General features: G+C 64.4%; 23 protein-coding genes. 11 read left to right on the plus strand and 12 right to left on the minus strand.

Features of this window, described 5'->3' with window-relative positions; all coding sequences use genetic code 11:
• Positions 1 to 11 precede the first annotated feature (11 nt).
• Both ABTX24_RS21490 and ABTX24_RS21495 read left to right on the plus strand, forming a co-directional pair.
• Positions 12 to 191, plus strand: a complete 180-nt coding sequence (locus ABTX24_RS21490) for a hypothetical protein (RefSeq protein ID WP_350842451.1) — start codon at positions 12 to 14, stop codon at positions 189 to 191.
• Positions 192 to 322: 131 nt separating this feature from the next.
• Positions 323 to 1,000: a hypothetical protein gene (locus ABTX24_RS21495; protein WP_350842453.1), complete on the plus strand. Its 678-nt coding sequence runs from the start codon at positions 323 to 325 to the stop codon at positions 998 to 1,000.
• A gap of 5 nt (positions 1,001 to 1,005) precedes the next feature.
• Here ABTX24_RS21495 and ABTX24_RS21500 read toward each other — a convergent pair whose 3' ends face one another.
• Both ABTX24_RS21500 and ABTX24_RS21505 read right to left on the minus strand, forming a co-directional pair.
• Positions 1,006 to 1,416 carry a hypothetical protein gene (locus ABTX24_RS21500; RefSeq protein WP_350842455.1) on the minus strand — a complete coding sequence of 137 codons (411 nt, stop codon included), beginning with the start codon at positions 1,414 to 1,416 and terminating at the stop codon, positions 1,006 to 1,008.
• Positions 1,417 to 1,435: 19 nt separating this feature from the next.
• Complete coding sequence (locus ABTX24_RS21505) at positions 1,436 to 2,083, minus strand: hypothetical protein (protein WP_502890787.1); 648 nt, start codon at positions 2,081 to 2,083, stop codon at positions 1,436 to 1,438.
• 114 nt (positions 2,084 to 2,197) lie between these two features.
• Here ABTX24_RS21505 and ABTX24_RS21510 point away from each other — a divergent pair, with 114 nt between their 5' ends.
• The 5 genes from ABTX24_RS21510 to ABTX24_RS21530 all read left to right on the plus strand — a co-directional run bounded on the left by ABTX24_RS21510 (position 2,198) and on the right by ABTX24_RS21530 (position 7,443).
• Entirely contained in the window at positions 2,198 to 2,776 is a 579-nt protein-coding gene (locus ABTX24_RS21510; protein ID WP_160022037.1) for a carboxymuconolactone decarboxylase family protein, read from the plus strand.
• Between the two features lie 123 nt (positions 2,777 to 2,899).
• Positions 2,900 to 4,162, plus strand: coding sequence for a hypothetical protein (locus tag ABTX24_RS21515; RefSeq protein ID WP_350842457.1), 1,263 nt, complete (start codon positions 2,900 to 2,902; stop codon positions 4,160 to 4,162).
• A 66-nt stretch (positions 4,163 to 4,228) separates the two neighbouring features.
• A complete protein-coding gene (locus ABTX24_RS21520) occupies positions 4,229 to 4,744 on the plus strand; it encodes a YxiG-like protein (protein ID WP_350842459.1) in 516 nt (171 codons plus the stop codon).
• A gap of 167 nt (positions 4,745 to 4,911) precedes the next feature.
• Positions 4,912 to 5,784 carry a tyrosine-type recombinase/integrase gene (locus ABTX24_RS21525; protein ID WP_350842461.1) on the plus strand — a complete coding sequence of 291 codons (873 nt, stop codon included), beginning with the start codon at positions 4,912 to 4,914 and terminating at the stop codon, positions 5,782 to 5,784.
• A 153-nt stretch (positions 5,785 to 5,937) separates the two neighbouring features.
• Positions 5,938 to 7,443 (plus strand): toll/interleukin-1 receptor domain-containing protein, encoded by a 1,506-nt coding sequence (locus ABTX24_RS21530; protein ID WP_350842463.1) that lies wholly within the window; start codon positions 5,938 to 5,940, stop codon positions 7,441 to 7,443.
• A gap of 146 nt (positions 7,444 to 7,589) precedes the next feature.
• Here the strand turns inward: ABTX24_RS21530 and ABTX24_RS21535 are convergent, their stop codons facing one another.
• Positions 7,590 to 8,855 carry a hypothetical protein gene (locus ABTX24_RS21535; protein ID WP_350842465.1) on the minus strand — a complete coding sequence of 422 codons (1,266 nt, stop codon included), beginning with the start codon at positions 8,853 to 8,855 and terminating at the stop codon, positions 7,590 to 7,592.
• A gap of 233 nt (positions 8,856 to 9,088) precedes the next feature.
• On the opposite strand from ABTX24_RS21535, the gene ABTX24_RS21540 reads away from it, so the two are divergent.
• On the plus strand, positions 9,089 to 9,268 hold the full coding sequence (locus ABTX24_RS21540; RefSeq protein WP_350842467.1) for a hypothetical protein: 180 nt from the start codon (positions 9,089 to 9,091) through the stop codon (positions 9,266 to 9,268).
• Between the two features lie 284 nt (positions 9,269 to 9,552).
• Here the strand turns inward: ABTX24_RS21540 and ABTX24_RS21545 are convergent, their stop codons facing one another.
• The 5 genes from ABTX24_RS21545 to ABTX24_RS21565 form a co-directional block, all read right to left on the minus strand.
• The gene (locus tag ABTX24_RS21545; protein WP_350842469.1) at positions 9,553 to 10,464 is read right to left on the minus strand and encodes a DUF8453 domain-containing protein; all 912 of its coding nucleotides are present in this window, start codon (positions 10,462 to 10,464) and stop codon (positions 9,553 to 9,555) included.
• A 546-nt stretch (positions 10,465 to 11,010) separates the two neighbouring features.
• A complete protein-coding gene (locus ABTX24_RS21550) occupies positions 11,011 to 13,857 on the minus strand; it encodes an NACHT domain-containing protein (protein ID WP_350842471.1) in 2,847 nt (948 codons plus the stop codon).
• Positions 13,858 to 14,222: 365 nt separating this feature from the next.
• Complete coding sequence (locus ABTX24_RS21555) at positions 14,223 to 16,226, minus strand: hypothetical protein (RefSeq protein WP_350842473.1); 2,004 nt, start codon at positions 16,224 to 16,226, stop codon at positions 14,223 to 14,225.
• Between the two features lie 151 nt (positions 16,227 to 16,377).
• The gene (locus ABTX24_RS21560) at positions 16,378 to 18,360 is read right to left on the minus strand and encodes a hypothetical protein (protein ID WP_350842474.1); all 1,983 of its coding nucleotides are present in this window, start codon (positions 18,358 to 18,360) and stop codon (positions 16,378 to 16,380) included.
• On the minus strand, positions 18,357 to 19,079 hold the full coding sequence (locus ABTX24_RS21565) for a hypothetical protein (RefSeq protein WP_350842476.1): 723 nt from the start codon (positions 19,077 to 19,079) through the stop codon (positions 18,357 to 18,359). The genes ABTX24_RS21560 and ABTX24_RS21565 overlap by 4 nt, the downstream gene beginning before the upstream one ends.
• A 137-nt stretch (positions 19,080 to 19,216) precedes the next feature.
• Here ABTX24_RS21565 and ABTX24_RS21570 point away from each other — a divergent pair, with 137 nt between their 5' ends.
• Positions 19,217 to 19,882, plus strand: coding sequence for an HAD family hydrolase (locus ABTX24_RS21570; protein WP_160022031.1), 666 nt, complete (start codon positions 19,217 to 19,219; stop codon positions 19,880 to 19,882).
• Positions 19,883 to 19,982: 100 nt separating this feature from the next.
• Here ABTX24_RS21570 and ABTX24_RS21575 read toward each other — a convergent pair whose 3' ends face one another.
• The 3 genes from ABTX24_RS21575 to ABTX24_RS21585 all read right to left on the minus strand — a co-directional run bounded on the left by ABTX24_RS21575 (position 19,983) and on the right by ABTX24_RS21585 (position 21,965).
• Positions 19,983 to 20,579: a hypothetical protein gene (locus ABTX24_RS21575; RefSeq protein WP_160022029.1), complete on the minus strand. Its 597-nt coding sequence runs from the start codon at positions 20,577 to 20,579 to the stop codon at positions 19,983 to 19,985.
• A gap of 133 nt (positions 20,580 to 20,712) precedes the next feature.
• Positions 20,713 to 20,874 carry a hypothetical protein gene (locus ABTX24_RS21580; RefSeq protein WP_201450981.1) on the minus strand — a complete coding sequence of 54 codons (162 nt, stop codon included), beginning with the start codon at positions 20,872 to 20,874 and terminating at the stop codon, positions 20,713 to 20,715.
• 38 nt (positions 20,875 to 20,912) lie between these two features.
• Positions 20,913 to 21,965, minus strand: coding sequence for a saccharopine dehydrogenase family protein (locus ABTX24_RS21585; protein WP_160022027.1), 1,053 nt, complete (start codon positions 21,963 to 21,965; stop codon positions 20,913 to 20,915).
• A 71-nt stretch (positions 21,966 to 22,036) separates the two neighbouring features.
• On the opposite strand from ABTX24_RS21585, the gene ABTX24_RS21590 reads away from it, so the two are divergent.
• Positions 22,037 to 22,984, plus strand: coding sequence for a GlxA family transcriptional regulator (locus tag ABTX24_RS21590; RefSeq protein ID WP_160022025.1), 948 nt, complete (start codon positions 22,037 to 22,039; stop codon positions 22,982 to 22,984).
• Here ABTX24_RS21590 and ABTX24_RS21595 read toward each other — a convergent pair whose 3' ends face one another.
• Positions 22,985 to 23,596, minus strand: coding sequence for a TetR/AcrR family transcriptional regulator (locus tag ABTX24_RS21595; RefSeq protein WP_350842480.1), 612 nt, complete (start codon positions 23,594 to 23,596; stop codon positions 22,985 to 22,987).
• Positions 23,597 to 23,653: 57 nt separating this feature from the next.
• Between ABTX24_RS21595 and ABTX24_RS21600 the strand changes: the two genes are divergently transcribed.
• The gene (locus tag ABTX24_RS21600) at positions 23,654 to 24,139 is read left to right on the plus strand and encodes an FBP domain-containing protein (RefSeq protein WP_350842482.1); all 486 of its coding nucleotides are present in this window, start codon (positions 23,654 to 23,656) and stop codon (positions 24,137 to 24,139) included.
• The last annotated feature ends 1 nt before the right edge of the window (position 24,140 follow it).

Genomic DNA, 24,140 nt, shown 5'->3' on the forward strand with positions numbered 1-24,140 from the left:
ACGGGGTGCCCATGCTGCCATTCCTGCAGCGATCCCGGCAGGTCATCTGGCTCAAGGCGCTGGGCATGGCGTTGCTCGCCTCGTGCGAACGACGTCACATAGATCCAGTGCTGGACGTCCGCGCCCAGCTGCTCGCGTGGGACACCGAGAACCGGTCCCGCGTCATCGACGCGATCCGCCCGTGCGCCTGAAGGCGGAAACGTACGTGGGCTGGGCCGTCCCGCAGCTGCTGAGTTCTGGGGCGTTTCGAGGCATCGCCACACGCAGGGAGATCTGGCGATGCATGATGACACCTCCTCGTCGACAACTGAGCTGAGATCGCATGGATGTCTCGATCACAACAGCGGAGATCATGGATCGGCTGCCGGATCCCACAAACTGGCGGCGAGATCCCCTTGTCCGGTACCTGAGCAGCACCAGCGGCGACCTGCCGCCGCTGGGCTTCTTGGTCAACGAGGCACTCTCGAGCAAGAAGGCGTCGTGCCGGGGCGCAGGTCTCTTCACGCTCCGAGCGCGGTATGCCGCCGACGGCATGACCACGTACGTCACCGCGCTCCGAGACCGCTCCGGCGAGGTGAGTCTCCTAGCAGCCACTGCCATCGCGGAGCTTGGCGACAGCACCCAACAGAAGGAGTTCTTCGACTGGGCCCGACGACGGATATCCCGGAAGTCGAGACTCAACAACTGGGACATGCACGAGCTGGTCGCGCTCGTCCAGTACAGCCATCGAATCAACGCGTTCGGTCAGCTTGCCCGACTCCTACGCCAGTATCACCGGAACCTTGCCCCCGAGGAGCACGCCGTTCTCAACAAACACGCCCCGACTCTCCTCGACCCCGACGTCGACCCTGGAAGCATCTCTGACGGGGACATCGGGCTGGACGCCATTGTCGATTGGGCGCACACGGCAACCGGCACCCTGTTCGGCGACCGCGACCTCGGGCCCGACGAGGTCGCTCTCGTAGAGAAGGACATCCGGGAGCTGCTCCAGCTGCGGTGAGGCCGTCAAGCTCCGGCGATCAGCGACTCCGGCAGATCTCCGAGCTCCACACGCCGGGCGTGGCGCTCTTCGCCCCACCCGAACGACGTCTCGCACAGCCAGTCCTCGACACGCGAGCCCAGCTCCTGAAGCGCAGCGACCAGCCCGGACGGATCATGGAGATCCTCCGATCGCCCCAACCGCCACTCCGCTGCCTCGTTCGTCGGCTGATAGGTGGCGTGCACCCACACGTACTCGTGCCCATCGTCGGCAAACGTCCAATGCGGCTCACTCGGATCCCGCAGTGAGCTGTCGTGCTCCGTACCGGTCACGACCGCGATGGTGACCTCGGGGATCTCATCCTCTGCCAGCGCGCTGCTAATGAGCGGCCGGACGACCTGGTCCCGAAGTCTGCTCACGAAGGAGGTCCGACTCATGCTGCGCCTTCGATCGAGCCTATGCGCCAGACCCGCGCCGGACCCAAGGGCCACCCACGCGATCCCGGGTCGCACTCTCCCCCGGTTCGAGATCGAGTACACCGGCAATGGTGGGGTCGTCGTCCACGAGGTGGAAGAGATGACCAACCCGTCCGTTGTCGACGGTGCCGTCCGACATACCGATGACCTGCCACATGCCGTCGTCAGGGTCGTGTGAGACATAGAGGGCTGGCTCATCACCTGTCATGACTGCAGCCGTCGTAATGCTGTTCGTGCGCAGAACCCAGTGCCGCAACCACGCCGCCCGGCTGTCCCGAGTCATCACGGAATCCACCACCCACCAGACGAACGGAAGGTCCTGGTGTGCGCGAGCCTGGGCGGCCGTGAGATCTCGCCCGCCTTGAGGGACAGACTCGAACGGCTCGTCGATCAGCGCGTACGCCATATCGCCGTCGTTCTCGAAGACCGCCGCATGAAACGTGCCTCCACCCTCGTTGCCGGCGCCGATGCCGATGGAGATGCGGCCGCTGTCGGCGTGCGAGGACCAACCGAACGCGTACGACGCCAGCTCACCATGCGGTCCGACAAACTCCCCGAACACACGGCGGTCCGTGCCTTGGTCGGTCGCGGACTCGACCAAGCGACCCTCTTCCACCTTCATCTCCACGGCGTCAGAGTAACGGCCGCCGCGTCGGCCGGACGCTCGGTCTCCGATCCCCAACGCAGGGGACATGTGGCACTTGTACGGCACGACCAAGCGCGGCATCGATGTGCTGAATGCGTGACCTTCTTAGAGGAGCCTGCGCCGAGCGCCGGTCAGGAGCTGCTGTACACCGCGGACCTCGCCGAGGACGGCTACGTCTGGGACCTCACGCGGGCGTGGGCACATCAGCCAGAACTGAAGGAACAGCTCGTGAGACTGTTCGACGCCACGGCGGATGCGGCCGGGCTGACACCGCGCGACAAAGCCGTGATCGTCATCGCGCAAGCACGGGTGGTCGGTGACTCCTATTGCGCCGTCGCCTGGGGCAAACGCCTGACCGATTGGGCCGACCCGCAGACCGCAATCGCCGCCCTCACCGCCGACGACGATCCGTTCAGCGAACGCGAACGGGCCCTGGCCGCTTGGGCCCGCACCGTCGCCCGCTCCCCCGGCAGCAGCACGCCGCAAGATGTGCAACGCCTGCGCGACGCCGGGTTCAAGGAGCCGCAGATCGCGGCCCTCACTGTGTACGCCGGGCTCCGCACAGCCTTCTCCAGTATCAACAGCGCCCTCGGCGCTCGCCCAGACATCGCCCTCGCTCAGACTCTGGACCCGGCCGTCCGCACAGTCATTACATGGGGTCGCGGCCCCGAGTGACGGGGATGGCGATGCTGCCCCTTATCGCCCAGAAAGACGGGGCGTGACGGCCAGCCGTTGACACCGAATTGATTGCGCATCCAGGTCATCCAGCAGGTCGCCACATAGGGCACACTTCGACCTGTGGCAGACCATGGGGAGTACGTCGACGACTTGATCGAAGCGGTTCCGTGGTCGCGACTGACCCATGCATACGACGTCGCACTCGATGCGCCGACACGGCTTCGGTCGCTCGCATCCAGCGTGGAAGCCGGTACATCCGAGGGCGTTGACGACCTTGAGGATTGGCTTCTGTGGTCGGTCGTGCACCAGGGGACGCCCTACTCCGCCACAGCACCCGTACTTTGGATCGCGCGCCGGATCCTCGGGGACGGATCGACGCATCCAGCACTTGGCTGGTGCCTGTCGGCTGTAGCGGAGAGCGCGACTGCACTGCGCTGGATGGAAGAGCACCCAGCTAACCTCCCCAACGAGACGCCCGATCCCCAGCGGAGCATCCCGCACCAGCCGCCCTGGGCCACCTACCTTCCACTTGAGCGCGAACCCACCCCAAAGCTGGGCGACCGCCTCGACGATGATTACTTCCTCGCAGCCCCGGCGGATGACGTCACACTCACCGCCTGCGTCGTCGACTGGGAGCAGACCGTTGCGGAGTGCGTGCGCGATCGCCGATTCCTAGACGAGGCCATCAATGCGGTAAGCGCAATGGTGAGGCTTGCGCCGTCGCCGCCACTGGTTCAGGCGCTGCGATCGCTTGTGAACGGCCCAGAAGACAGCGGACGACGCGCGGCCGCGGCGTTCGCTCTTGCCTCCGCGGGTTCAAAGACCGGTGATGCTGAGGCCCTCATGGTTCACGACGACCGCACGATCCGAGTATCTGCAGCGCTGGGATGCCCCGACCATCCACGGGCGCTCGAGACTCTTGTCAGTGCGGCCGCTGACCGAACCTGGGTTCTTGAAACCTTTCCGCACGGGTTCGCTGGCCCGGAACCGTGGCTCGCGCCCGCGCTGTTGGCGGCCGTGCTCGATCGTGTGCCCTTCGACGCGGCAGATGACCGGCTGGTCGACGGTCTGGAACAGCAGCTCGCGACGCTGCCGTATGGACCCTTCGGTGCTACATATGAATGGGGACGCATCCTTGCCTGGATTTTCCCGGATCGCTGGCAACAGACTGCCTATCGCGACGTGCCATCGTCCGGTGATCTGTCGAACACACAGCGTCAGCTCCTCGGCGCCCTCGCGCGTAACGACGATCCATGGGAGAAGGGTGCAGGCAACGCCAGTCTCGTGCTCGGACAAGTCGGGCTCCCTCACGACCGTGCTGTCGTCGCTGCGCTGGCCGGCGTGGAAGTTCCGCGCCGCGGATTGTGGTGGCGTCGTCGTTGACGCGGCCAGCGGCTAGCCGCGGCAAGTCCTGCGGCAGTGACGCGCCGGTTGGTGCAGGGTATCCGTGTGGATGAGCAGCAGATCCAGGAAGCGTTTGATGATGTGCTCGACCAGGCGTTGGTCTTTCACGGCTTCGCCGACTACATGCGCGATTACGAGTTGTACATCTACGCAACAGCAGATCCCCGAACTGGGATCGAGCCCGAGCACCTGAGGTACCGGTTCACCCACTGTGTCCGCGCCACAGTGAACACGGCCGTCCGGCGAGACGTCTGGTTCTACTCGCAGGACGACGACCTGATCGACTACGACAGCTGGATCCAGGCCGGTGAGCGCGAAGCGTATGTCTGGGGCGTCAAGTGGCAGGTGTTGTACCCCGGCATGCAGCTCGTGGACGAGTCCCCCGAGGCTCAAGAGTGGTCAGCCGAGATGGGACGGCCGTTCCACGAAGCCTTGATCGAGACAAACGGGCACAACATCTCCCTCGTGTTCGCTGACCTCGAGGTCACAACGATCCCACCCGGGTTCGCGCCATTCGTCGTGCCGACGTCAGGGCCCGACGCCAAGTTTCCCCTGGACTGACGTTCAGGACGCCGGCGTCTGCCGTGCTGCTCAAACGTCGTTAGCGTTGATCTGATTCGAGTGCCTCGCCGTGTTGGCGGCGAGCATGGCCAGGCCTCGCTGTGGGTCGTCGCGTGAGGTGCCGCATGTCCACCACATCAAAACTGCTGCCATTCCAGCCACTGTCGATGACTACCGCCGAACTGGCCGCGGTCTCGTTCCTCGCCCGCTACTCCGGCCACACCCACGAGCTCTACGCCTACCAGTTGCGCCGCTGGTTCACGTGGTGCCAGACCAACGGTCTGGACCCGCTGACCGGGATCCAACGTGCCCACGTCGAGCTCTACATCCGCAACCTGGACGAGGCCGGTCTCATGGCGTCCTCGATCAACACGATGATGCACGGGGTCCGGGGCTTCTTCCGGTTCGCCCACATCGACGGACTGATCCAGGCTGACCCGGCCGTCTACGCACGGCTACCCAAGGTGCACGCAGACGAATCCCGAACCCAAGGCCTCGACCGACTCGAACTGATCCGATTCCTTCAGGTCGCCCAGACCATCACCGTCCACCACGGCGCCCTGGCCTACCTGTTGGGCATCAACGCGCTACGTGCCTCCGAAGCGGCGGCGGTCCGGATCGAGGACTACGCCGAGACACTGCGGGGCCACCGAGTGCTCCACCTGGTCGGCAAGGGCGACAAGCCCGCAACCATGCCGCTGACCGTCCCAGTCCGCCGCGTCCTGGAGGCTTGCCGCGGCGAACGAACTACCGGTCGGCTGATTCTGCGACCGATGTCGGGAAACCCGATCGATCGCCGAGATGCCTACAGGATGGTCGTTCGCGTCGCGAAGGCCGCTGGCATCCCACGGCACATCAGCCCACACTCGCTGCGCCACGCGGCGATCACAAACGCCCTTGACGCCGGTGTCCCGCTCCGTGACGCCCAGATCCTAGCCCGGCACGCAGACCCCAGAACCACCGGACACTACGACCGCGCCCGCGGGAACCTCGACCGCCACGGAGTCCACTTCCTCACCGCCTACGTCGCCGGCGTCTGACTGCTCAGCAGGGGCACGTCAACTTCGCCCATTAAGACGCGCCCCCGCTTGTGCTCCCTTGGCCTCGATGGACGTGATCCCGAGGTCTGGATCTCGTCCACCGTTGCAGGTTTGCTAGGCCCTTGTGTCGGACGGTTGCCCTACGATCAGCGCATGGCTGATCTTGATGGCAAGCACGTCTTCGTCTCGTACGTGCGAGAGGACAAGGATGCAGTCGACGGCCTGTGCGCAGTGCTCGAGGCCGCGCAGATCCCGTACTGGCGCGACCGCAACGACCTCGGTCCAGGTGACGCGTGGCGCGCGAAAATCCGCGAGGCCATCCGTGGCGGATCGCTGGTCTTCCTCGCGTGCTTCTCGGACAACTCCCGCGCCAAGGGGAGGTCGTACATGAACGAGGAACTCACGCTTGCCGTCGATGAGTTCCGGCAGCGCCCGCCGGGCGCCACTTGGCTGATCCCGATCCGCTTCGACTCCGGTGATGTGCCGGGCTGGGAACTCGGAGCGGGTCAGATGCTGTCCGACCTCAACTACTCCGACTTGTACGGCGACGAGCACACCGCGAACGCAGCGCGGCTCGTGACCACCATCCACCGTGTGATGGGTGACAATACGATGAACGCTGCTTCAGCACTGGAGGCTGTCCAGCAGGTAACCGACGGTGAACGGGTCGACCTGCTCAAACGGCTGACAAAGGAGATGCTGCTCGACCCTCAGAAGCGCATCGACCTCGACGGCCTGATCTCGCAGGAAGTCCAGCGCGTCTTGGCTGTACTCAAGGACGACAGCCGGGTGCAGGGTCCGCTCGCCGGCAGCGGCTCGGAGCAGGTCGTCAAGCTCGCTGAAAATGCGACTGAGCTCGCCGCGCTGGTGATGCCCTTCTGCGCCTCATTGCAGGTGGCCGCGCGCTTTGGCTCTCCGGACAGCCTTAGTCCATGGGTTTCCGGCATCAAGACGTTCGTCAACGCCGCCAACAAGGCCGCCGGCGGAGTCGTCGCCCTGATCGACCAGCGCCATCTGCCGGGGATGCTGGCCATCGTGACCGCCGGTATCGCGTGTACGGCAGCGGGAAAGTGGGAGAACCTGCGCGTGTTGGTCGCCGACCAAGTGGTGCGCGAGCGCCACCGGCAGACGTCACTCTCGATCCTAGAGGTGGTCGACCCCTACGTGCCGTTCAGTACCGACTGGGTGGGCAACACGCTCGCGCGCTCCGTCCGCGAAGGCAGGCCACTGGCAGAAGCGCTTACGGACTTCGAAGAGAAGAAGGTCGGCAAGTTCCACACCCCGATCGCGGAGTGGCTGTTGAAGATCCTCCATCCGGTGTTCAACGATCAACTGCCCGATCAGGAGACCTACGAGGTCGAGTTTGATCGCGCTGAGGTCATGCTTGGGCTGGTTTCTACCGACGCGATCGAGCAGCGCAAGTCAGCCGATCCGGCGAACTCGGGTTGGGGCCGGACGGGCTGGTTCGGCCGGTCGCTTTGGCGGTCTCGGCACGACCCCGGGAACCCCATCGACGACTTCGCCCACGAGCTCGCGACGCGCGGCGGACAATGGGGCCCACTAAATGCCTCGCTGTTCGGAGGCGAGGAAGTCAGGGCGACAGCGGCACTTGAGAAGTACCGAGAGCAGTTCAACGAGTGGGGCAAGGGGATGCGGTAGCCATCCGCGCAGGGTCAACCCTCGACGACGAGAGCGCTCAGGTTCTTCGGTTCCCGATAGGTTCCGTGTGAGACAGTCTGTCCCCGTGTCCTTCCGCCGCACCGAACACGCCAAGCAAGGCATTTCACCAGGTGCGAACTGATCACCTAACCGTGCAGAACATCGTCGTGTCGGACCAATCCTCCGCACTCATCAAGGCACTTGTTGCAATCCACACGCATGCCGGGTTCAAAACTGTCCCCAAATCGGCGTTGCAGATCGGCCGTCAGAATACCGATCCGCTGAATTCGTGCATCGGGGTGCGCGGGCCGTCCAACGATACTTACCTCGTGGACGGCCATCTCGGTGATGATTGAGACGACTGGCGCGCGGTACTGAAGGTGCGATCGGTGCTCGCAGCCGTCGCGCGCCACACACACGCGACACCATCCGAGAGCTTGGCTTCCGCCCGGTACTAGGTACGTTCTTCCCCGGCGGTGTTCGCACTCCGACAAGTCTCGGCCGCATATGGAGCAGACGCGGGTGGCGACTCCACCGACGCTAAGTCCAATCCGGTTATGGGCAAGGGCCACTGGGCATTCCTCGAAGTAGTCGAACCCATCAACCGTGAGGGCGCACCCGAATGCTGAACGAACCCACTTCCCCGCCGCATCCATGCGCTTGTGAGCGTCATCCTCCATGTCCGTGCCTTCTGCCCAGTTCAGAGCCGACGCGAACGAAGCTAGGCTGCGACGGGCAATGATTTCGGCTTCCTCGCGATCAACTGATGAGGCCAGCAATTCACGAGATGCGGCCAGTTGTGCATCTGCGTTCTGGAGTCGAGTCTCGACCTCACGTCTGCTCCGCTCAGCGGCCAGGTCATCGTCCGGGCCATCGTCGGAAAAATCGCCCTCGCCTTGCGTAGCCGACCGAGAAGGCGCGACCCCCGGCGCGCGGTCCGACTGAAGGTTGTCGAGAGCTGCGAGTACGCGAACGGGGCTGCCGTTGATCTCCCATGTGCGCGGCTCCGAGGGGTCGTCGTCCCTGTCGAACTGCGTGATTTGCAGTGGCACCTCACCACTGCGCGAGAGCTTATGCAGAAGCCACTTGAGGCCGTCCCATCCTGCGTTTCCCGCGATGCCGAGGGCGATGCTTCCCAAGGCAAGCCCGAGGAGGCTTTTCTTGACTTCAAACACCCTTTGGCCGGCGTCGTCCAGGAACGACGCCTCGTACCCCGCACTACGCAGGTCCTTCACGAGGAACAGAGCATCCTCGGGATAGACGCCAACTCCGTCGTCGAGCCGACGTATGGGCAGGATGACCAAGTCCGTGCCTACACCCGCCAGTCGCAGGACAAGCTCGGGGTCTGTCTCGACTTCAGTGAACTCGATGTGGCGGTCAATACCGCCTTCACCGCTGGGATGCTCGGACACAGTCTGAGGATGCATCACAAAGCCGAGCTTGTCAGCAGTCGCGTGGATTTGCCTGGCCGATGCAGGGCGTCCACTGGCGTCCCAGGCGCTACGGTTCGAACGTCTCGTCCCCGATCGGGCCGCAGGAACGGGTGACAGCTTGAACTGTCCCATTCCGCCGCGATCGATTCGCCCATCCCGATGAGCTCTGGCGTCCGGTCGATGTCAACTCCGATCTACGCCAAGCTGTCTTCGTGAGCGACAACTGGATTCGACTGATCCCGACCGACACCTCGTGGGAGCCAGCACAGTCGTCCGTCGAATTGGCGGTCGCCTACGTCGTCAGTCTCTTCTCCCGCCCCGGAGATTCTGCGGACGAAATCTCGGCTGAACTTCACGACGACGTCGCCTTGATCCTCTCCTCCGACGGGTGACGACATACTGCTTCCCAGGCAACTCCACGTCGTCGTGGCCGACGGGGGCCTTCGTCCTCTCCCTCAGTGACGGACGCCCGTCACCAGCCTCCAGACACCTTGGCAAGCGCAAACCTGCAGGTCAAAGAACGCTACGTGCTGCCCCCTTCCCAACCGACATACGCCCGTGACACTTCGGGTCAGAGTAGGTCAGTCAGTCGATACCACGACGTCTGAGCCGCGCCGCTCTTTTGTCCGACGACGAGGCTGATCAGACCCACGCGGCACCCCTCAATTGGGCCCGCTCACTCAGGCTCAGGGTCTCCACTTCCCGGCTGTGGCCACAACTTTGCACGGAGTTCTTCATGCTGGCGCTCGCGCTCCTCCCGCTCGGCACGGATCCGGTCAAGGTAGTCGTCCCGGCCTTCGACCGTGACGGCGACGGGGCTCTGCATGGTCTTCGAACGCTTCAACAGGTCGCGGATCTCGCGCAATGCCTCGGCGGCGTGGTGCACCCCGTACTCGTTCGTGAACAGCAAACCCTCGAGGATTGTCATGTCTAGGACCGACCGCTCCTGCCAACTGTTGCCCCGGCCATCGTTGTATTCGATAGTGACATCGTGGGTGTCTGGCAGGTCAGCCTCAGCGCTGTGCCGATCGATACCGGAGTCGAAGAAAGTCCGCAGTCGGTAGCGCGGGGGCAACATCGGAACTGGTTCCCTGAATAGGCGTGCGTTGGCAAGTTCATGACCCGCTTCCTCCTTCGCCCGCCGCAGCGGCGGATCGACCGCGATCTTGACGTCAAAGGCCGGTCCGGCGCCCACGTTTTCGACTACCAGATCGAGGAGCGAGGAACTGATCGTGCTCATCTCGACGGTCAGCAGAACGTACGGGCGTGACTGGTCGAGGGCTGATTCCAGCGCCTGCTCCCGCTGCTGCTCCATCGCGCGACGATCCATGGCGAGTTGCTCGGCGGCCGCTTTCCGACTCTGCTCAAGCTGCTGCTCTGCCGCCTCGCGACTCTGTCGCAACTGTTCAGCGGCGGTCTGCCGGTCCTGCTGAAGCTGCAACTCCGCCGCCTCGCGAGTGTGCCGAAACTGGAGGAAGGCGACCAGAACCGCGAGCGCGGCGATGACGAAGGCCCCTGCTGTCGCCATGGATCCGACTGCCTGCCACTCGTCTGCCGTAAAGCCGAGTAACTCTGCTTGTTGCGTCATGGGCCAATCCTGCATGGGAGCGCAGTGCGGTTCAGCCGAGGCGCGCGGCGTCACCAGCGATCTCCGGGGGTTGGGTCTTACCGCCGCCTGTCGGACACACTCGTATGCCGAGATTCGATTGCGGCACGGCACACAGTTCCCACCCAGAATGACGTGTGCTGAACGCACGGATCTGCCGATGATCGGGCGGGACCCAGCGGGACGGTCCAGCCAGATGGCTACCATCATGAGGCGGAGTGGGCAGACCGGTGACTTCGACGTCCACCCTTCCGTGAGGACCCGAGCCGGGTCATCACGTTTGCCTCCGGCCAGAGACGGAATGCCTTGACAGGCGTGATCTTGAGCGTGCAGTTGGCGCCCACGTCGCCCATCGGCGCGGCGAGTACCAGCACAACCCGCGAACGTCGCTCAATTGCCGTCGAGATAGGCGTGGATCCGGTCCCCCAGTCACCGTATTGAAGTACTAGAGAGCCCAAGTTGCTGCCCAGGTCAAGCCGCGAGTACTGATGGTTCCGATGGAACGCTTGACGTTCGGCTGACACACGATCACGTGGCTTCCTGGCTTGACCAGTACCGGTTCCACTCCTCGGAGAGCAAGGATGGCACGGGTTTGAAGTGGTCCCCGAGCGAGCTTGCGCCTGGCTCCAGCAAGTCGGCAATCGATGCGAGGAAACTGCCCACCTGGTCGTCGCTGATAACAGAGTGGAGCTCGTTGATGAACCACTCTCTCGAACTGTCGCCCGTGTCGTTCTGCTCCCACCACCACCTGAAGTCGTCAGCTGCCTGTTCGCCATAGCGATGGGCGAAGTTGAGCATGGCGTGGGTGCGAGAACTCTCGAAGTTCGCGGCGCGGATGATGGTGTGCAGGTCTTCCGCATTCAGGTAGGACTCGACGTACTCGCGATCGCGAGCCATTGCGGAGACCCATGCGCATCGCAGACCGAATGGTTTGTACCATTTCTTCTCGAAACGGTTGGTCCACCCTCCCCTGCAGACGTCAGTCCCGTTGACGTCGCACAGGGTCGGTCGCAGGTGACAGAGCAACCACCCGGGGGCCGGTTTCCGTTCGGTCCATTTCCGCGTCGCTCCGTCGTTCTTGTAGAGCGTCAGGAACTCATCCTGGCCGGCATCGGGATGGGGTTTGATCACAGAGCCCGTCGGGGCGAAAGTGTCGTCAAATATGGGCCCTCCGCCAAGGTGTCCGTGCGCGCGGTAGAACAACCACGTGCGGACTTCCCGTTGGGCGTGCTCCAAGGCCGGCGCTGTCGAAGCCAGCCCTTCGCGGTCCAGGATGACCTGGACCAGCGCTTCCAGCCCGTCACCCGCCCGCGGTGCATCTTCCGCCACCCCGTTCCGGTCTAGGAAGTTGCTGAACTCGGCCGCGTAGCTTGCCCACATGGCGTTGTGTCTAGATGCATTGCGCGGGCGAGCAGCGCAGGCGGAGTAGGAAGCACGTCGGAGTTCGCCGATCGCCTTCTCACGCACATCGGCTGGGCACGCGCTACTTACGGCGGCGCAGTACTCGAGTCCCAGGTCGAAAGCTGGTGGGTGCGATCGCCATAGCGTGACAGCAATATCGAGAACGTTGCTCGGATCTGTCGCGACCACTGCGGTGTCATGCAGCAGGTACTTGGTGGAGTGCTCCCAGAACCGCTCGGTGGCTGCCCTGAGGAGCTTCTCAGGGTGTTCGGCAGCATGGACCGCCAAGAGGTGGTCTGAGATCCGGCGGTGAAGGAACTGCATCGATCCGGAGGCGCCAACGATCAGGTTGCTCGCGTCCTCGAGCTCGCGGGCATCGCTCCGGCTTCCGTCGAGGGCTTGGACGAGGTCGCGGTGGCTGAAGGTGGAGACGGTTCGGCCGTCTGCGAGGTTCCAGGCTGCTTTGGCTGCCAGATGCAGTAGATCGTCGGTGGTGCGTTCGTCGTTGTAAAGCCCGTCGGTCCGCCAATGGCCCGCCACAAGAAACTCGACGACTTTGGGGATGAGCGTCGCGACGGCGGAGTAGGCAAGAGGATCAGGGTCAGCGTCGGCCTCGACCGCCATCGCCATCAAAGTGAGGTTGATGAGAAGGAGGTCCGACTGAAGCCGGCCCTCGCGAATGCGATTGGCGACCGGTGCGACCCGACTTTCGTCGAGGCGAGCAATGATCATAGTGTTGATTTCGCGTTCGGTTAGGTTGGCAAACGCCAGCGGCGTTAACTCGCCGTAGTTGGTGACGATGGGATCCACGCTACGCCCGGCAAGAAGGAAGCGGTTCCCGGTCTGTTCTGCCCATCGGCGCAGCGCGTTGTTGAACCGAGCGAACCGGGCGCGTTGTTCGCGACCATTGTCGACCTCGTCGACGCCATCGACTAGGAGGACCGAGTTGCCCTCGAGGAGATGTGCCGCCAGGACAGAAGCGCGGCGCGGATCAGTCGGGAACACCCCAGAGGAAACTGCTTCGGTGAACGCACGCTCTGTGGCAGCTCGAGGCAGATCTGCCGCCTCCGTCCAGTGGATGACGACGGGAAGCGGAGACCCGGGGGCACCACTGAGATTGATTGCGGCTTCTGCGAGCGCGACGCTCTTGCCTTGACCGGCGTCCGCAATCAGCAGCATGGGCTGGGTCGCGTTGACGATCGCCTGGCTTAGAGACGTTCCGCTCTTGAGACGTCTCGCGACACGGATCTGTGGCACCAGCGGGTTGGCGTCGAGGAGCCGTTGACTGCGTGCTAGGAGCAGATCACGCACGTCCTCAACGCTTGGGTGGCCGTTCCCGGTGCCGTTTGAAGAGTCATTCGCGCCTGAGACATCCAGCGACGCTGTGAGCGACGTAAGCTCTCGGAGATTGGCGACGTCCGCGTGGATTTCCGAGATTGCTCGCAACACTGCTTCGTTGCGGAAGCGGTCGACGTCGCCATCGAGGTGGGTGGCCAACACCGCGAGTGCTCCCCCTCGCAAGCGGTTGAGGGCGACCTCGACTCGGAACTCCTCGAACCAGTGTCGCTGTAGACGTTGTGGATCGAGGTCAATGGCTAGTTCATCCTCGAGCATCGACCATGACGAGAAGCTCTCAAGGCCGTCGATGTCGTCGCGTTGACTCCTGACGCCGTCAACCTGGGCCGAGATGATCGCCGCGATTCCCACAAGAAGGGGCGCTTCAGGCGTGACAGCTCCGACCGGGAGGTCGATGGGCGCAACGCCGAGTATCACCTCTCGCGCACGTTGCCGTGGTTCGTCCTCAGCGATCTGGTCAGCCAGTGCTGTGTCGAGCGAAGCGCTGAAGGCGTCGTTGAGCTCTCCGGTGAATCCTTCGCCTCGAATCCACCCGGTTGCCTTGTCCCACAGGGTGTCAGTTGTGCGCTGGAGCAATTGCTCAACGAGGAAGTCGATGATGCCGGGTCCAGACAACATGAGGACTAGTTTCGCTACTGGCGCGTGGCCTCGCCGGTGTTTGCGCAGATCCGGAGGTCGCGGCGGTCCCGGACGCGCCGTGGGCCCAGACAATTGCCCAAGGATCAGTCGTTCGATGCGCGGAGTCGCGAGAGCCGGCACTTTCGCGACGACCACGGCAGCATGGCAAGGTCGACGGCCTCCCGCCCGCTAAGACGCAACCGTAAGCGTCGAGGCCAATGCTCGAACGATTTGACGTCCGGGCCGACACTTGCCATCGACCGAGAAGTGCCGTGATCGGGCCTACCGTCGTGTTCAGGAAACGGGAACCGCGGAGCAACTGTTCAGCGCCGGGCACGACCTGAAGCAGCAGAAGCGAGGGCGATCTAGCTGGACTTCATTTCCCGTGGCGTCACACGGTTGCCATGGATGACGATCGTCACGACGTGGCGGGGCTTGCCACCGGGAATGGGAACCTCCTGGACCCATACTGATTCCTCAAGCGTAGGTATGCCATGGGATTGGTCGGTTAGGTCGAGAACCATTTCCAGGGACACCGCCGGGCCGGTTACCGTGTAAGCAGCGGCCTGTCCTCCGTATGCCTTCAGGAGGGCGGCAGGCGACACGTCGACGAGATCGCGCTTCACCTCAATCGTGAACTTGTGCGTCTGAGTGACAGTGACGTCAGCACGTCCAGAGGCGACGTCGTGTTGCTCCATCTCGACGAACCGCCGCAAGGGCGAAGTCTTCAGCCATGTCGCGATATCACGTTGGAGGAAGTTCTCGGTGAAGGCGTTCCCGTCAACGGGCTCAAAAAGGTAATAGACGATAGGGCCGCCATTCATACGGCCGATGTTTGCCCGGTCGGCCGCAAACTTCAGGACGTACGTCAGCAGTTCTGTGAACTCGTCGCGCGCCGTTCCCGTCAGCCCAGGACAGCCGTCGAGGCCGCTCATGACACGGCCAAGGAGCTGGTCAACGACTGGGTCCGACTCTCGTGCCTTGATTCGAGCCCTTGTCTTGGCTCCATGGTTCAGTGCCTTGACGAGGTCTGGCGTTCTCTCGGCAGCATCGGCGAGCTGAGCTGCTGTGCCCAGATCAAGGTCAGCGCCAAGCTCTGCGGCTAGGTCTGGAGCCGCGGCCCACGCTTTTCCCACGGCATCACCGCCAGGGTCGCGCCGTGATGTGGATACGGCAGTTAGAAGGTCGCGCGCGACCTCCAGCTCGCCTTCGGGCAGTTCTTTGTCCTCGACCAACCCGCGGAGGTGGTTCAGAAGCCCTTCTCGCCCGAGGAAGGCTGCTTCAACGGTCGGTTCAAGTACGACCCGAAGCCCGTCACCGGTCATCACTGTGACGGACCGTGAGGCCCGGTAGGCAGCGAGGACCCGAATCAAGGTGTCGCTGGGGGTGTTCCACGACGGCTCTGCCAGCGGGTCCATGGCCGACCGCAGTGTTCTCGCGAGCGCGAGCCATTCTGCCTCCGCTTGGCGCCGGGGTGCCGCCCAACTTCCAAGGTTGCTGCGGGTCGCCATCGCGGCACGATGAGTAATCGCGCCGGTCAGAACTTCGAGGGAATCGCTTACCTCTGCGCTCGCATGCCCACCAGCAACGAAGGCTACGGTGAGGTCCAACGCGCATCTGTAGAGGGTGGCATCCTCGCGTGCCTCCTCCATGTTCTCCACGGTGGTGAACTGGTCTCGAGCGGACGTCAGCCCAGCGAGGACGTCCTTAACCGTGTTGGCTTCCAGCGCCGCGCGCAGTGTCTGATGTGCAAGTTCGTAGGAAGCATCTGCGCGGGCGATGTCGTGCTCGAGCAGCATGCGGAGCTGTTCCCTAAGGCCGTTCTCGTCCCAGCGGTCCAGGGCGAGCCCGATGAGCTTCGGAAGGCGCTCCAGCAGGTCCTCAGGATCATCAGGACCCACCGTGTTGAGGTGCTCAAGTGCTCGGTAGCGAGCCGTATCCACGGCAAACCCGAGGCGAGTGAGGGTTTCTAGGTACGCATAGGCCTGCAGGCCATTCGTCGCCTTCGAATCCGCGACACGGTCGTAGAGGGCGAGCGCGAGAGGTCGGCCCTTGTTTTTGAGGAGTCGCGGGCTGTTGAGCGCAACATCGGCCGAGTCGAGGAAGGCCAGGTTGGTAAGGGTTGGAAGGGCCACGACGACTGCTTCGAGCAGGCCGTCGGCGTGAGCGTCCTCTGCGCGCGCGGCTGCCTCCGCGAGAGCAATAAACTCGGGCGCGCACTCTGCTGCGGCTCTGGCGACGGTTGCGGTCTCGTTGAGATCGGACCGGTCAACGGAGGCAAGAAGCTCATCGCCATATGCCTCCAGTACGCCTGGAGTGCTCGTGTCCGGGACGCTGAGGGCGCTCAGAGCTTCAAACAGACCAAGCATTGACACCTCCTCTCATGACTAATTCCGAACAGCAGCGAATCTCAATTGTGCTCGTCGCGCCTCCCATGCCGACCACTGGGACTGGTCTTGGTGACCGGTGCACCTGGCCTCCGAACTAAGCTCGAAGCACGAGCGGCCGGACGGATTGTGGTCACCACAGTGGGGTTCCATCGAGGCTGGAGTAGATGTGGTCCTGGTCGAGGTGCCCCTGCACTGCAGCCGGCTCGTCGGATGCGACGAGGACCTGGAGCGTGGGGAGTTCCTCTTTGAGGGAGTCGAGTTCGCTGAGAAGAACCGCTTCGGCATCGACAGTGAGTTCATCGCCTGGTGAGTCGAGGAGGACAAGGCCGGGATGGCTGCCAACGCCAGAGCGTTGGCCGACGCGGAGGAGGGCGGCGACGACTGCAACGCGCAGGCGGACGCGTTCACCGCCGCTCAGCTTCTTGAAGGACTCCTCTACGCCGGCGGTAACGACGGTCATGCCACCGTTGCGATTGAGTTCGACCGAGTCGAGGTTGTCGATGCCAAGCTTGCGGCCAATAGCGAGAATCTCAGCGTCAAGCTCGGCGAAGAGTTGGCCAGCCTCCTCGGTGGTGACCGCCTTAAGAACGTCGAGTGCCGCTTCGAGAACGCGGACGGTCTCGGAAGACTCAGTCATGACTCTTCCGTCGGGGAGGCTTTCGAGGCGACCCTGGAGGCGGGCCTGCTCGAACTGGATCTGGAGTCGGTCGGTGAACTCGTCGGCTTGGCTTGCAGCGGTGAGCTCGGCCGCAAGGGAATTTACGCGGTCACGGGCTTCCTTCACGGCCGCTTCTGCGACCGCAGCGCCTTCCTTGGCTGCGTGCTCTACGTTCTGGAGCGCTTCGAGTGCGTCAGTGGCGTCCTCATTGTCGTCAGTGCTGTCGTCGTTGTGAATAGCACCGGTGGGGATCTCTTTGGTGCAAACGGCACATTCGTGGTCACTGAGTTCACGTTGGGTGCGCTGAGCCTCGAACTTCTGCTCGCATCGGGGGCAGGAGGCCGGGTTCAGTCCTTGGAACAGCACTTCTGCGAGCTCGGTCTCGCGTTCCCTACTGACGCGGAGTGCTTCTTCTTGTCGGGCGATCCGGGCATCGTCCAAGGTTCGGCAAGCTTCGCGACTCTCGGCGGTCGCGGTGTCGAGGTCGCGTTCAGCTTCTCGAAGTTCGATGGAAACAACGGCAAAGGACCGGCCGGACGCTGAGGGGAGGGCCGCGAGTTTGGTGTCAAGTGCTTTGAGATCGGATTCAATGGCTGCGCGTGCGCCGGTCCGCACCGCGGCGTCTTCGGTGACCCGGCGGACCGTGTTGGCCTCGTCCTGACGTTGGACGCGGATGAGAGTACTGAGCCGAATATAAGCACCCATCAAGGGCACATTGCAGTACATCTGAAGAATTCGGGCAGGAAGACCCGCGAAGACGGTGTCACCGAAGAGAAGATCGGAGCTCCTCGGGAGGTGGATTCCTCCATAGTAGGCGGGCCAAGTGTTGGATCGTGGGGCTCCTTGGTCGCTTCCTTTGTGCCTCTGGAAATTTGTAATGGGGTCGAACCCCAGGAGAGTCATCATCGTTTCATCTTGGAAACTGGCGAACTGTGACTCGGACAGGTTGGAAGCAACCACGTTGACCGCGTCGGCCCCAGTGTCTCCAGCGAGGTAACCGCGCAGGGTTTCGGCGTCCGTGGCACGGACCACGTCCGCGACGAAGCCGTTCCCCTCCTTGGTCAGGATGACTGCCATCGGGATGCCGTTGATGGCGTACTCGAGCGCAACGCGGTCGAACCACGGCTGCACATCGCTTCGGAGACCTCGGGGCTTGCCGCGCAACGCCCATGTGACTAGTTCTAGCACCGACGACTTGCCGCGGAGGTTTTCATTGGTGATGAAAGCCGTAACACCATATGGGAAGTCGAAGAACTCGTCGAACGGTCCGTCCCACTCGGTGCTCGTCCGGGTTCCGCTGAACGTGAGTCGCCTGAGGTCGATGGACCTCGCTACGGGAGGTACGGGGACGAGCGAGACTCCTTGACCAGTGAGGACTTCGTCCACTGTGGCGAGAGGCAAGCCAGACTTCTCCGCGATCTGAGCCTTCAGCTTGTCTTGCGTTGGCACGCTCATGCCTGCTGCCCTTCCAGGGTGGCTCGAATCTCGGCCAACCGGCGGCGAGCTCGGTCGGTAATGCTGGGGATGCGGACGCCGTGGGGAGTACTCAGGTACTCGTCGACTAGGTATTGGCGGTCTTTGAGAGTGGTAGCGCCATGGCCATCAGCAAGGAGGACTACGAGTGCTGCACGAGTGGAGTACCAGGCTAGGTCCGGATAGTCCTTGCGAATGCGGGCAGCCATGTCCTTCCCGGCTTGAGTGAGGTAGTAGTCGGTTCGCGTCACGTGGCCAGGTCGGCCCTTCTTGCGGCGGATTACTAGGTCAGCCTGGCGGAGAACGGAAAGGGCGTCCTCGAGGTCTTCGTATGCACCAAAGAGGTAGCGGAGCATCGGGTAACGGCGGAGCTCGGGCTCTTCGCTGTCGAGAATCTCGCCAGCCATTTGAAGTAGCGCGGGGTCCTGGTCGCCGTCGTCGTAGTCGTTGAGGAGTTCGTTGGCGAGGTAGTCCGGGTTCCTGACCCAAAAATCGAGCTTCTGAAGGCGCACCTGTGTCCGCACGACGCCTACAGCGGCGGCGAGCGGGGCGTCGGCAACTGACAATGTGCTCCCGTCTACAACCTCGATCGCCTTGTCGATCAGCATCAAGATGCGGACCGCGTCCTGCATACGCGTCGTAGGTCTGGTCATTAATCGCTCTCCGCTGCATACGATGACCAAGACGAGGTCAGCGGTCACCACCGTTCGCTACATGAAACCAGAAGAGTCCGTGCGCACGCGGGGAAACACAAGACTCGGTGGGCACGGCGTGACACACACGCGACTCGCGTCATTCCGCCGCCTATGACAGAGGTGGTATGGAAGGATCCCGGTCCGTGATTCGGGCGGTGGTGTTCGATGTCGGCGAGTGTTTGATCGATGAGACCCGCGAGTACGGGACCTGGGCGGACTGGCTGGGGGTGCCGCGGCATACGTTCTCGGCGGTGTTCGGGGCGGTGATCGCTCGTGGGGTGGACTATCGCGAGGCGTTTCAGGTGTTCCAGCCGGGGTTCGATCTGACTGAGGAGCGAAGGAAGCGAGAAGAGGCTGGACAGGCGGAGCGGTTTGGGGAGGATGACGTCTATCCCGACGTACGTCCTGCTTTGAAGGCGCTGCGCGAGGACGGGTCGTGGTTGGGACTTGCCGGGAACCAGACGGTGAGCGCGGGGCGGATCCTGCGGGAGCTGGACTTTCCGGTGGACATGGTCGCAACCTCCGACGACTGGGGTGTGAGCAAGCCGGATCTGGGGTTCTTCGAGCATGTCATCCACGCGACTCCGTACGCGGCGGAGGAGATCCTCTACGTCGGAGACCGGCTCGACAACGACATCCGGCCAGCCGCCGAGTCCGGGATGGCGACGGCGCTGATCCGCCGGGGTCCGTGGGGTTTGATCCAGGAACACGACCCGACCGCAGACGAGATCGCGACGCTCCGGATCTCCTCCCTCTCCGAGCTTCCCAAATGGATCGCAGCCCTCAACGGGAGCGGACAGGGCCGCTGAGTTGAGCATCATGGCCGAGCGCAGCGCGACCCAGTGAATCAGGGATCAGCCGACCGTCGATTCAGCATGAGCAGGACCGGCCTCGTGCACACCAGAAGACTCAGTCGGTGATGTCGCCGGAGTAGCCATAGGTCGTGTCGTGCCAGGTGCCGTTGGCTGCGCTGGTGGCGTGGAACTCGGACCACGTGACGTTGACGCTGGTGATGGGCGAGAAGTACATGGCGGGTGACGGCCGCGGTCCGGTGCAGGTGCCGGTCGCGTCGCACTGCCAGTCGAAGTCTGCGACGTGGCCGCTGAGCGGATACTGCGGGTTGAACTCGCCGGTCAACCGGAGGATGCGCAGGCCGTGGAAGGTGCCGGTCAAGCCCTCGCTGATCGTTCCGGTGCCGCCAGGGCTTACGCCCGCGAAGCTGGTCCAGGTGCCGCTGTACTCGATGCGGAAGCAGTAGTGCTTCTGACCGATCTTCCACACCCGGACATGCTGGAGGTACGAGTCGAGAGCCCAGACATGGCCGTCGCTGGCAAAGTCCGCCACGTTCGTGTTGCCGATGGTCACGTCGTACAACGTATGTCTGTCCGTCGGGCACGAGTCCAGGTCGGTGGGGACCGCCGAGGCACGTGAGGTGCCGGCGGCCAGCAGACCCACGCAGAGAAGCATGGCCATGAGAATCCGCAGTGCGGGCTTCGACATCTTCATGACGCCTCCTGGCGAGCTGCGGCCGAAGACTCAGGTGCCGAGATCGGCCGGACAGCTACTTCGAAGTATCCGCCTGGCTGCCCCCAATGTGGATCCCCGTTCCGGGGTATAGATCGCCGGCACCCACGGTGACTCAGGCTTCGTCGGCTCCTTCCACCGGTTCCATGGAATGTGCCCGGATCTCGGTCTCGTCGAATTCAAGATCGCCCTCGGCGGGTGCTTCGCTGTGGATGCGGTTATCGGCGACCTCGTCCTCGTCGGGTTCGTCGCCGTGGATGCCTGAGATCGCTGACATGTGCATCGCCTCGATTCTGGCTGGATCTCTTGTGCCCCTTATCCAGAGTAGGTCGGCAGCGAGGCAAGGTTCGCGTCGGACTGCACGACGATGGCCTGACCGTCGCGCTCGAGCGCGTCGAGGATGTCGGCGGCGTCGAAGATCTCCCCCGGTGCCCCGGCACCAGAGCGACGGCGACGGCCGTCGAGGAGCCGGACGGCGCCCTCGACCACGATCGGTGCGGTGACGGCGTAGATGTCGCGGCCGGTCGCGGTGATCCGCTTGACGTCGGCGCCCTGACGCACGCGAACGTCTACGGCGAACCGCTGGGCAGAGCGTCCTGACTCGTCACTCGCGGCCGGCTCGGGTGTCGCCTCGTCGCGGAGCTCGGCGAGCGGAGCGCTGTTGAGGTAGGAGCGGAGCGTACCGACGTCGAGGTGGTTGTTGATGGTGATCACCTCGGAGAACGGCAGTTCCACCACCGACTGCTCGCCCAGCGGCTCCGGGTAGGACCAGGCGCCGGTCGGCGCGGGGCTGGGCAACGGGACCAGTGAGCCCTCGCGGATGACCAGACGAGTCGCGGTGTTGCGGGCTCCGGTGATCCGGGTGCCGGCGGTCGGCCACCAGCGGTCCAACCCGATGGCGACCTCGACCTCGTCGGCCGACGAGCCGCCGAGGACGGCGGTCACGAGCAGGTCGGCGAGGCCACCGTAGAACGCCATCGCCGGGACCACGGAGACGTCCATGTCCCGGGCTGGGGCGTCCAGCTCGCGATAGAGCGCCTGTACGACCGGCTGCTCGGCGGTGACGTCGAGATAGTGGGCACCGGACTCGACCGCGGCCCGGGCCAGTGGGAGCGCGGTGTCGAGGAAGGGGCCGGCGCAGTTGATGACCGCGGCAACACCCGCGATCGCGTGCCGCAGCCGCTCGGCGTCGTCGAGGCCGACGACTCGGCTCTCCAGGGCGGCATGGCGGGGCGGGACGTCGGCGAGGCGCTCCGCGCTGCGGCCGGCGAGGACCGGGGTCAGCCCGCGGCGTACCAGCTCATCGACAACGAAACGTCCGGTGTGACCGGTGGCGCCATAGACCAGGACTCGCTCATCTGTGTTCATGGCTCCATCGTCGGGCCGTGAGACCCAGCCAAACGAGTGTCTGAAACGACGTACTACGTACACTTTGCGACATGCCTCGGCTCGCCCTCGTCCTGCACGGCTCCTCGATGCTCTACGAGGTCGCGATCGCCGCCGAGATCTTCGGCGGCGACCACTCCGGCCTCGCTCCCGGCGGTGAGTGGTACGACCTCGTCGTCTGCACTCCCGACGGCACACCGCATCCCTGGCTGGCCGACCTGGCGACGGCGTCGTACGACGCGATCGCCGAGGTCGACACCGTCGTCGTCCCGTCCTCGATCGATCTCGACGACAATCCCGACCTCGCGCTCCTCGACGCACTTCGCGCCGCCCACGAGCGCGGCGCCCGGATCGCGTCCCTGTGCACCGGTTCGTTCGTGCTGGCCGCAGCCGGGCTGCTCGACGGCCGGGTCGCGACGACCCATTGGCTGCACGCCGACGAGCTCGCCCGGCGTTATCCGCAGGTCGACGTCCGCCCGGACGTGCTCTATGTCGACGAGGGCGACGTGCTCACCTCGGCGGGCAAGACCGCTGCGCTCGACCTCTGCGTCCACCTCGTACGCAGCGACCTCGGCGCCGCCGCGGCCAACGGGATCGCCCGCAACCTCGTCGTCCCTGCCCACCGCACCGGCGGTCAGGCGCAGTTCATCACCCCACCCGCGCAGCCCCGTGTTCCCCGCGGCCTTGCGCCCACGCTGGAATGGGCGCGCGCCCGACTCGACCAGCCCCTGACGGTCCGCGAGCTGGCTGACCACGCCGGCCTCAGCACCCGCCAGCTCGCCCGACGGATGCAGGCCGAGCTGCAGACCGGGCCCTTGGACTGGCTGCACCACCAGCGCATCTCGCGCGCCCAGGAGCTCCTCGAGCGTACCGACGCCTCGATCGACCAGATCGCGGGCAGTTGCGGGATGGGCACAGCAGCCACGCTGCGCCGTCACTTCCACCGCACTCTCGGCGTGACACCCACGACCTACCGGACGACCTTCCGTCTCGTCGGCTGATCAGCGGCCCCGACCGAGTGCCATCCGCCCGAGGGTGCGGTCCAGGTCGTCGAGGGCCTCGGGCCACGTCGTCTGGCTCGGCGGGGCGGTGTGGGCGAAGCTGCCGGCGAGCTCGAGGGTGACGTAGCCGTGGATGAGACTGGACATCAGCCGGACCGCGTACGTCTCGGTGGTCTCGGGGATGCCGTAGCTGCGGACGACGGTGAGGGCGAGGTCGGCGTTGCGGCGTCCGGCGGTGATCGCCTCGTCCACGGAGTCGAGCCGGGACTCCCCTTGCGACGCGGGCGGGACGCGCTGGCGGGTCGTGGCGTCGTAGCGGCCGGGCGAGCGGCGGGCGAAGTCGCGGATGGCGTTGGCGTACGCGACGAGGAGGTCGCGGCCCTCCCCCGCGGCCGTCGCCTGGGTCGTGGCGTCGGCGAGCTCGTCGAGGACGTACGCGGTGACGGCCGTGCGGAGGTCGGTGCCGCTGGAGATGTGGGAGTAGAGGGTCGGCGACCTGACACCGAGACGCCGAGCCAGGACCGAGACCGTGACGGCGTCGAAGCCCAGCTCGTCGGCCAGGTCGGCGGCGGCCGCGATCACGTCGCTCCGGTTCAGTCCAGGACGACCCATCGGATTCCTCCCGATAACGAGTTGCCTACGAGTTGTAGGAAACCTAGCATCGTTGGCATGAAGCCGCTGACCGAGACCGACGTACGCTCCTCGTTCGTCAACCTCACCAAGGGTGCGACCAAGCGCCTCAACCTTCCCGCCGACCTGACCGAACGGCCGTGGGAAGACCTCGACTACCTCGGCTGGCAGGACCCGAAGGCGCCACAGAACCAATACCTCGTCACCGAGCACGACGGGCGGCTCTGCGGCGTCGCCCTGCGGGCCTCGCGCGAGTCGCGCGGGCCGCGCAAGACCATGTGCGCGCTGTGCACCACGGTCGGTGACGTCGCGCTGCTGGTCGCCTCCCGCGCCGGACGTGCGGGACAGGACGGCAACTCCGTCGGCACCTACATCTGCGCCGACCTCGACTGCTCCCTCAAAGCGCGCGGCAAGCGCAAGCTCGACACCCCGGTCATCCACGAGACCCTCAGCGTCGAGCAGAAGATCGACCGACTCCTCGGCAACCTCGATTCGTTCGTGGCGAGGGTGCTCCGGCCTGCGTGAC

The organism is Nocardioides sp. NPDC127514, from assembly GCF_040302125.1.
Taxonomy (GTDB): domain Bacteria; phylum Actinomycetota; class Actinomycetes; order Propionibacteriales; family Nocardioidaceae; genus Nocardioides.

Excerpts from the sequence above, each read along its gene's own strand:
- ABTX24_RS21580 (WP_201450981.1), bottom strand. The coding sequence starts at position 20,874 with ATGTCAGCGATCTCAGGCATCCACGGCGACGAACCCGACGAGGACGAG.
- ABTX24_RS21530 (WP_350842463.1), top strand. The coding sequence starts at position 5,938 with ATGGCTGATCTTGATGGCAAGCACGTCTTCGTCTCGTACGTGCGAGAG.
- ABTX24_RS21575 (WP_160022029.1), bottom strand. The coding sequence starts at position 20,579 with ATGAAGATGTCGAAGCCCGCACTGCGGATTCTCATGGCCATGCTTCTC.
- ABTX24_RS21550 (WP_350842471.1), bottom strand. The coding sequence starts at position 13,857 with ATGTTGTCTGGACCCGGCATCATCGACTTCCTCGTTGAGCAATTGCTC.
- ABTX24_RS21560 (WP_350842474.1), bottom strand. The coding sequence starts at position 18,360 with ATGAGCGTGCCAACGCAAGACAAGCTGAAGGCTCAGATCGCGGAGAAG.
- ABTX24_RS21585 (WP_160022027.1), bottom strand. The coding sequence starts at position 21,965 with ATGAACACAGATGAGCGAGTCCTGGTCTATGGCGCCACCGGTCACACC.
- ABTX24_RS21490 (WP_350842451.1), top strand. The coding sequence starts at position 12 with ATGCTGCCATTCCTGCAGCGATCCCGGCAGGTCATCTGGCTCAAGGCG.
- ABTX24_RS21595 (WP_350842480.1), bottom strand. The coding sequence starts at position 23,596 with ATGGGTCGTCCTGGACTGAACCGGAGCGACGTGATCGCGGCCGCCGCC.
- ABTX24_RS21525 (WP_350842461.1), top strand. The coding sequence starts at position 4,912 with ATGACTACCGCCGAACTGGCCGCGGTCTCGTTCCTCGCCCGCTACTCC.
- ABTX24_RS21495 (WP_350842453.1), top strand. The coding sequence starts at position 323 with ATGGATGTCTCGATCACAACAGCGGAGATCATGGATCGGCTGCCGGAT.
- ABTX24_RS21590 (WP_160022025.1), top strand. The coding sequence starts at position 22,037 with ATGCCTCGGCTCGCCCTCGTCCTGCACGGCTCCTCGATGCTCTACGAG.
- ABTX24_RS21600 (WP_350842482.1), top strand. The coding sequence starts at position 23,654 with ATGAAGCCGCTGACCGAGACCGACGTACGCTCCTCGTTCGTCAACCTC.
- ABTX24_RS21500 (WP_350842455.1), bottom strand. The coding sequence starts at position 1,416 with ATGAGTCGGACCTCCTTCGTGAGCAGACTTCGGGACCAGGTCGTCCGG.
- ABTX24_RS21545 (WP_350842469.1), bottom strand. The coding sequence starts at position 10,464 with ATGACGCAACAAGCAGAGTTACTCGGCTTTACGGCAGACGAGTGGCAG.
- ABTX24_RS21555 (WP_350842473.1), bottom strand. The coding sequence starts at position 16,226 with ATGCTTGGTCTGTTTGAAGCTCTGAGCGCCCTCAGCGTCCCGGACACG.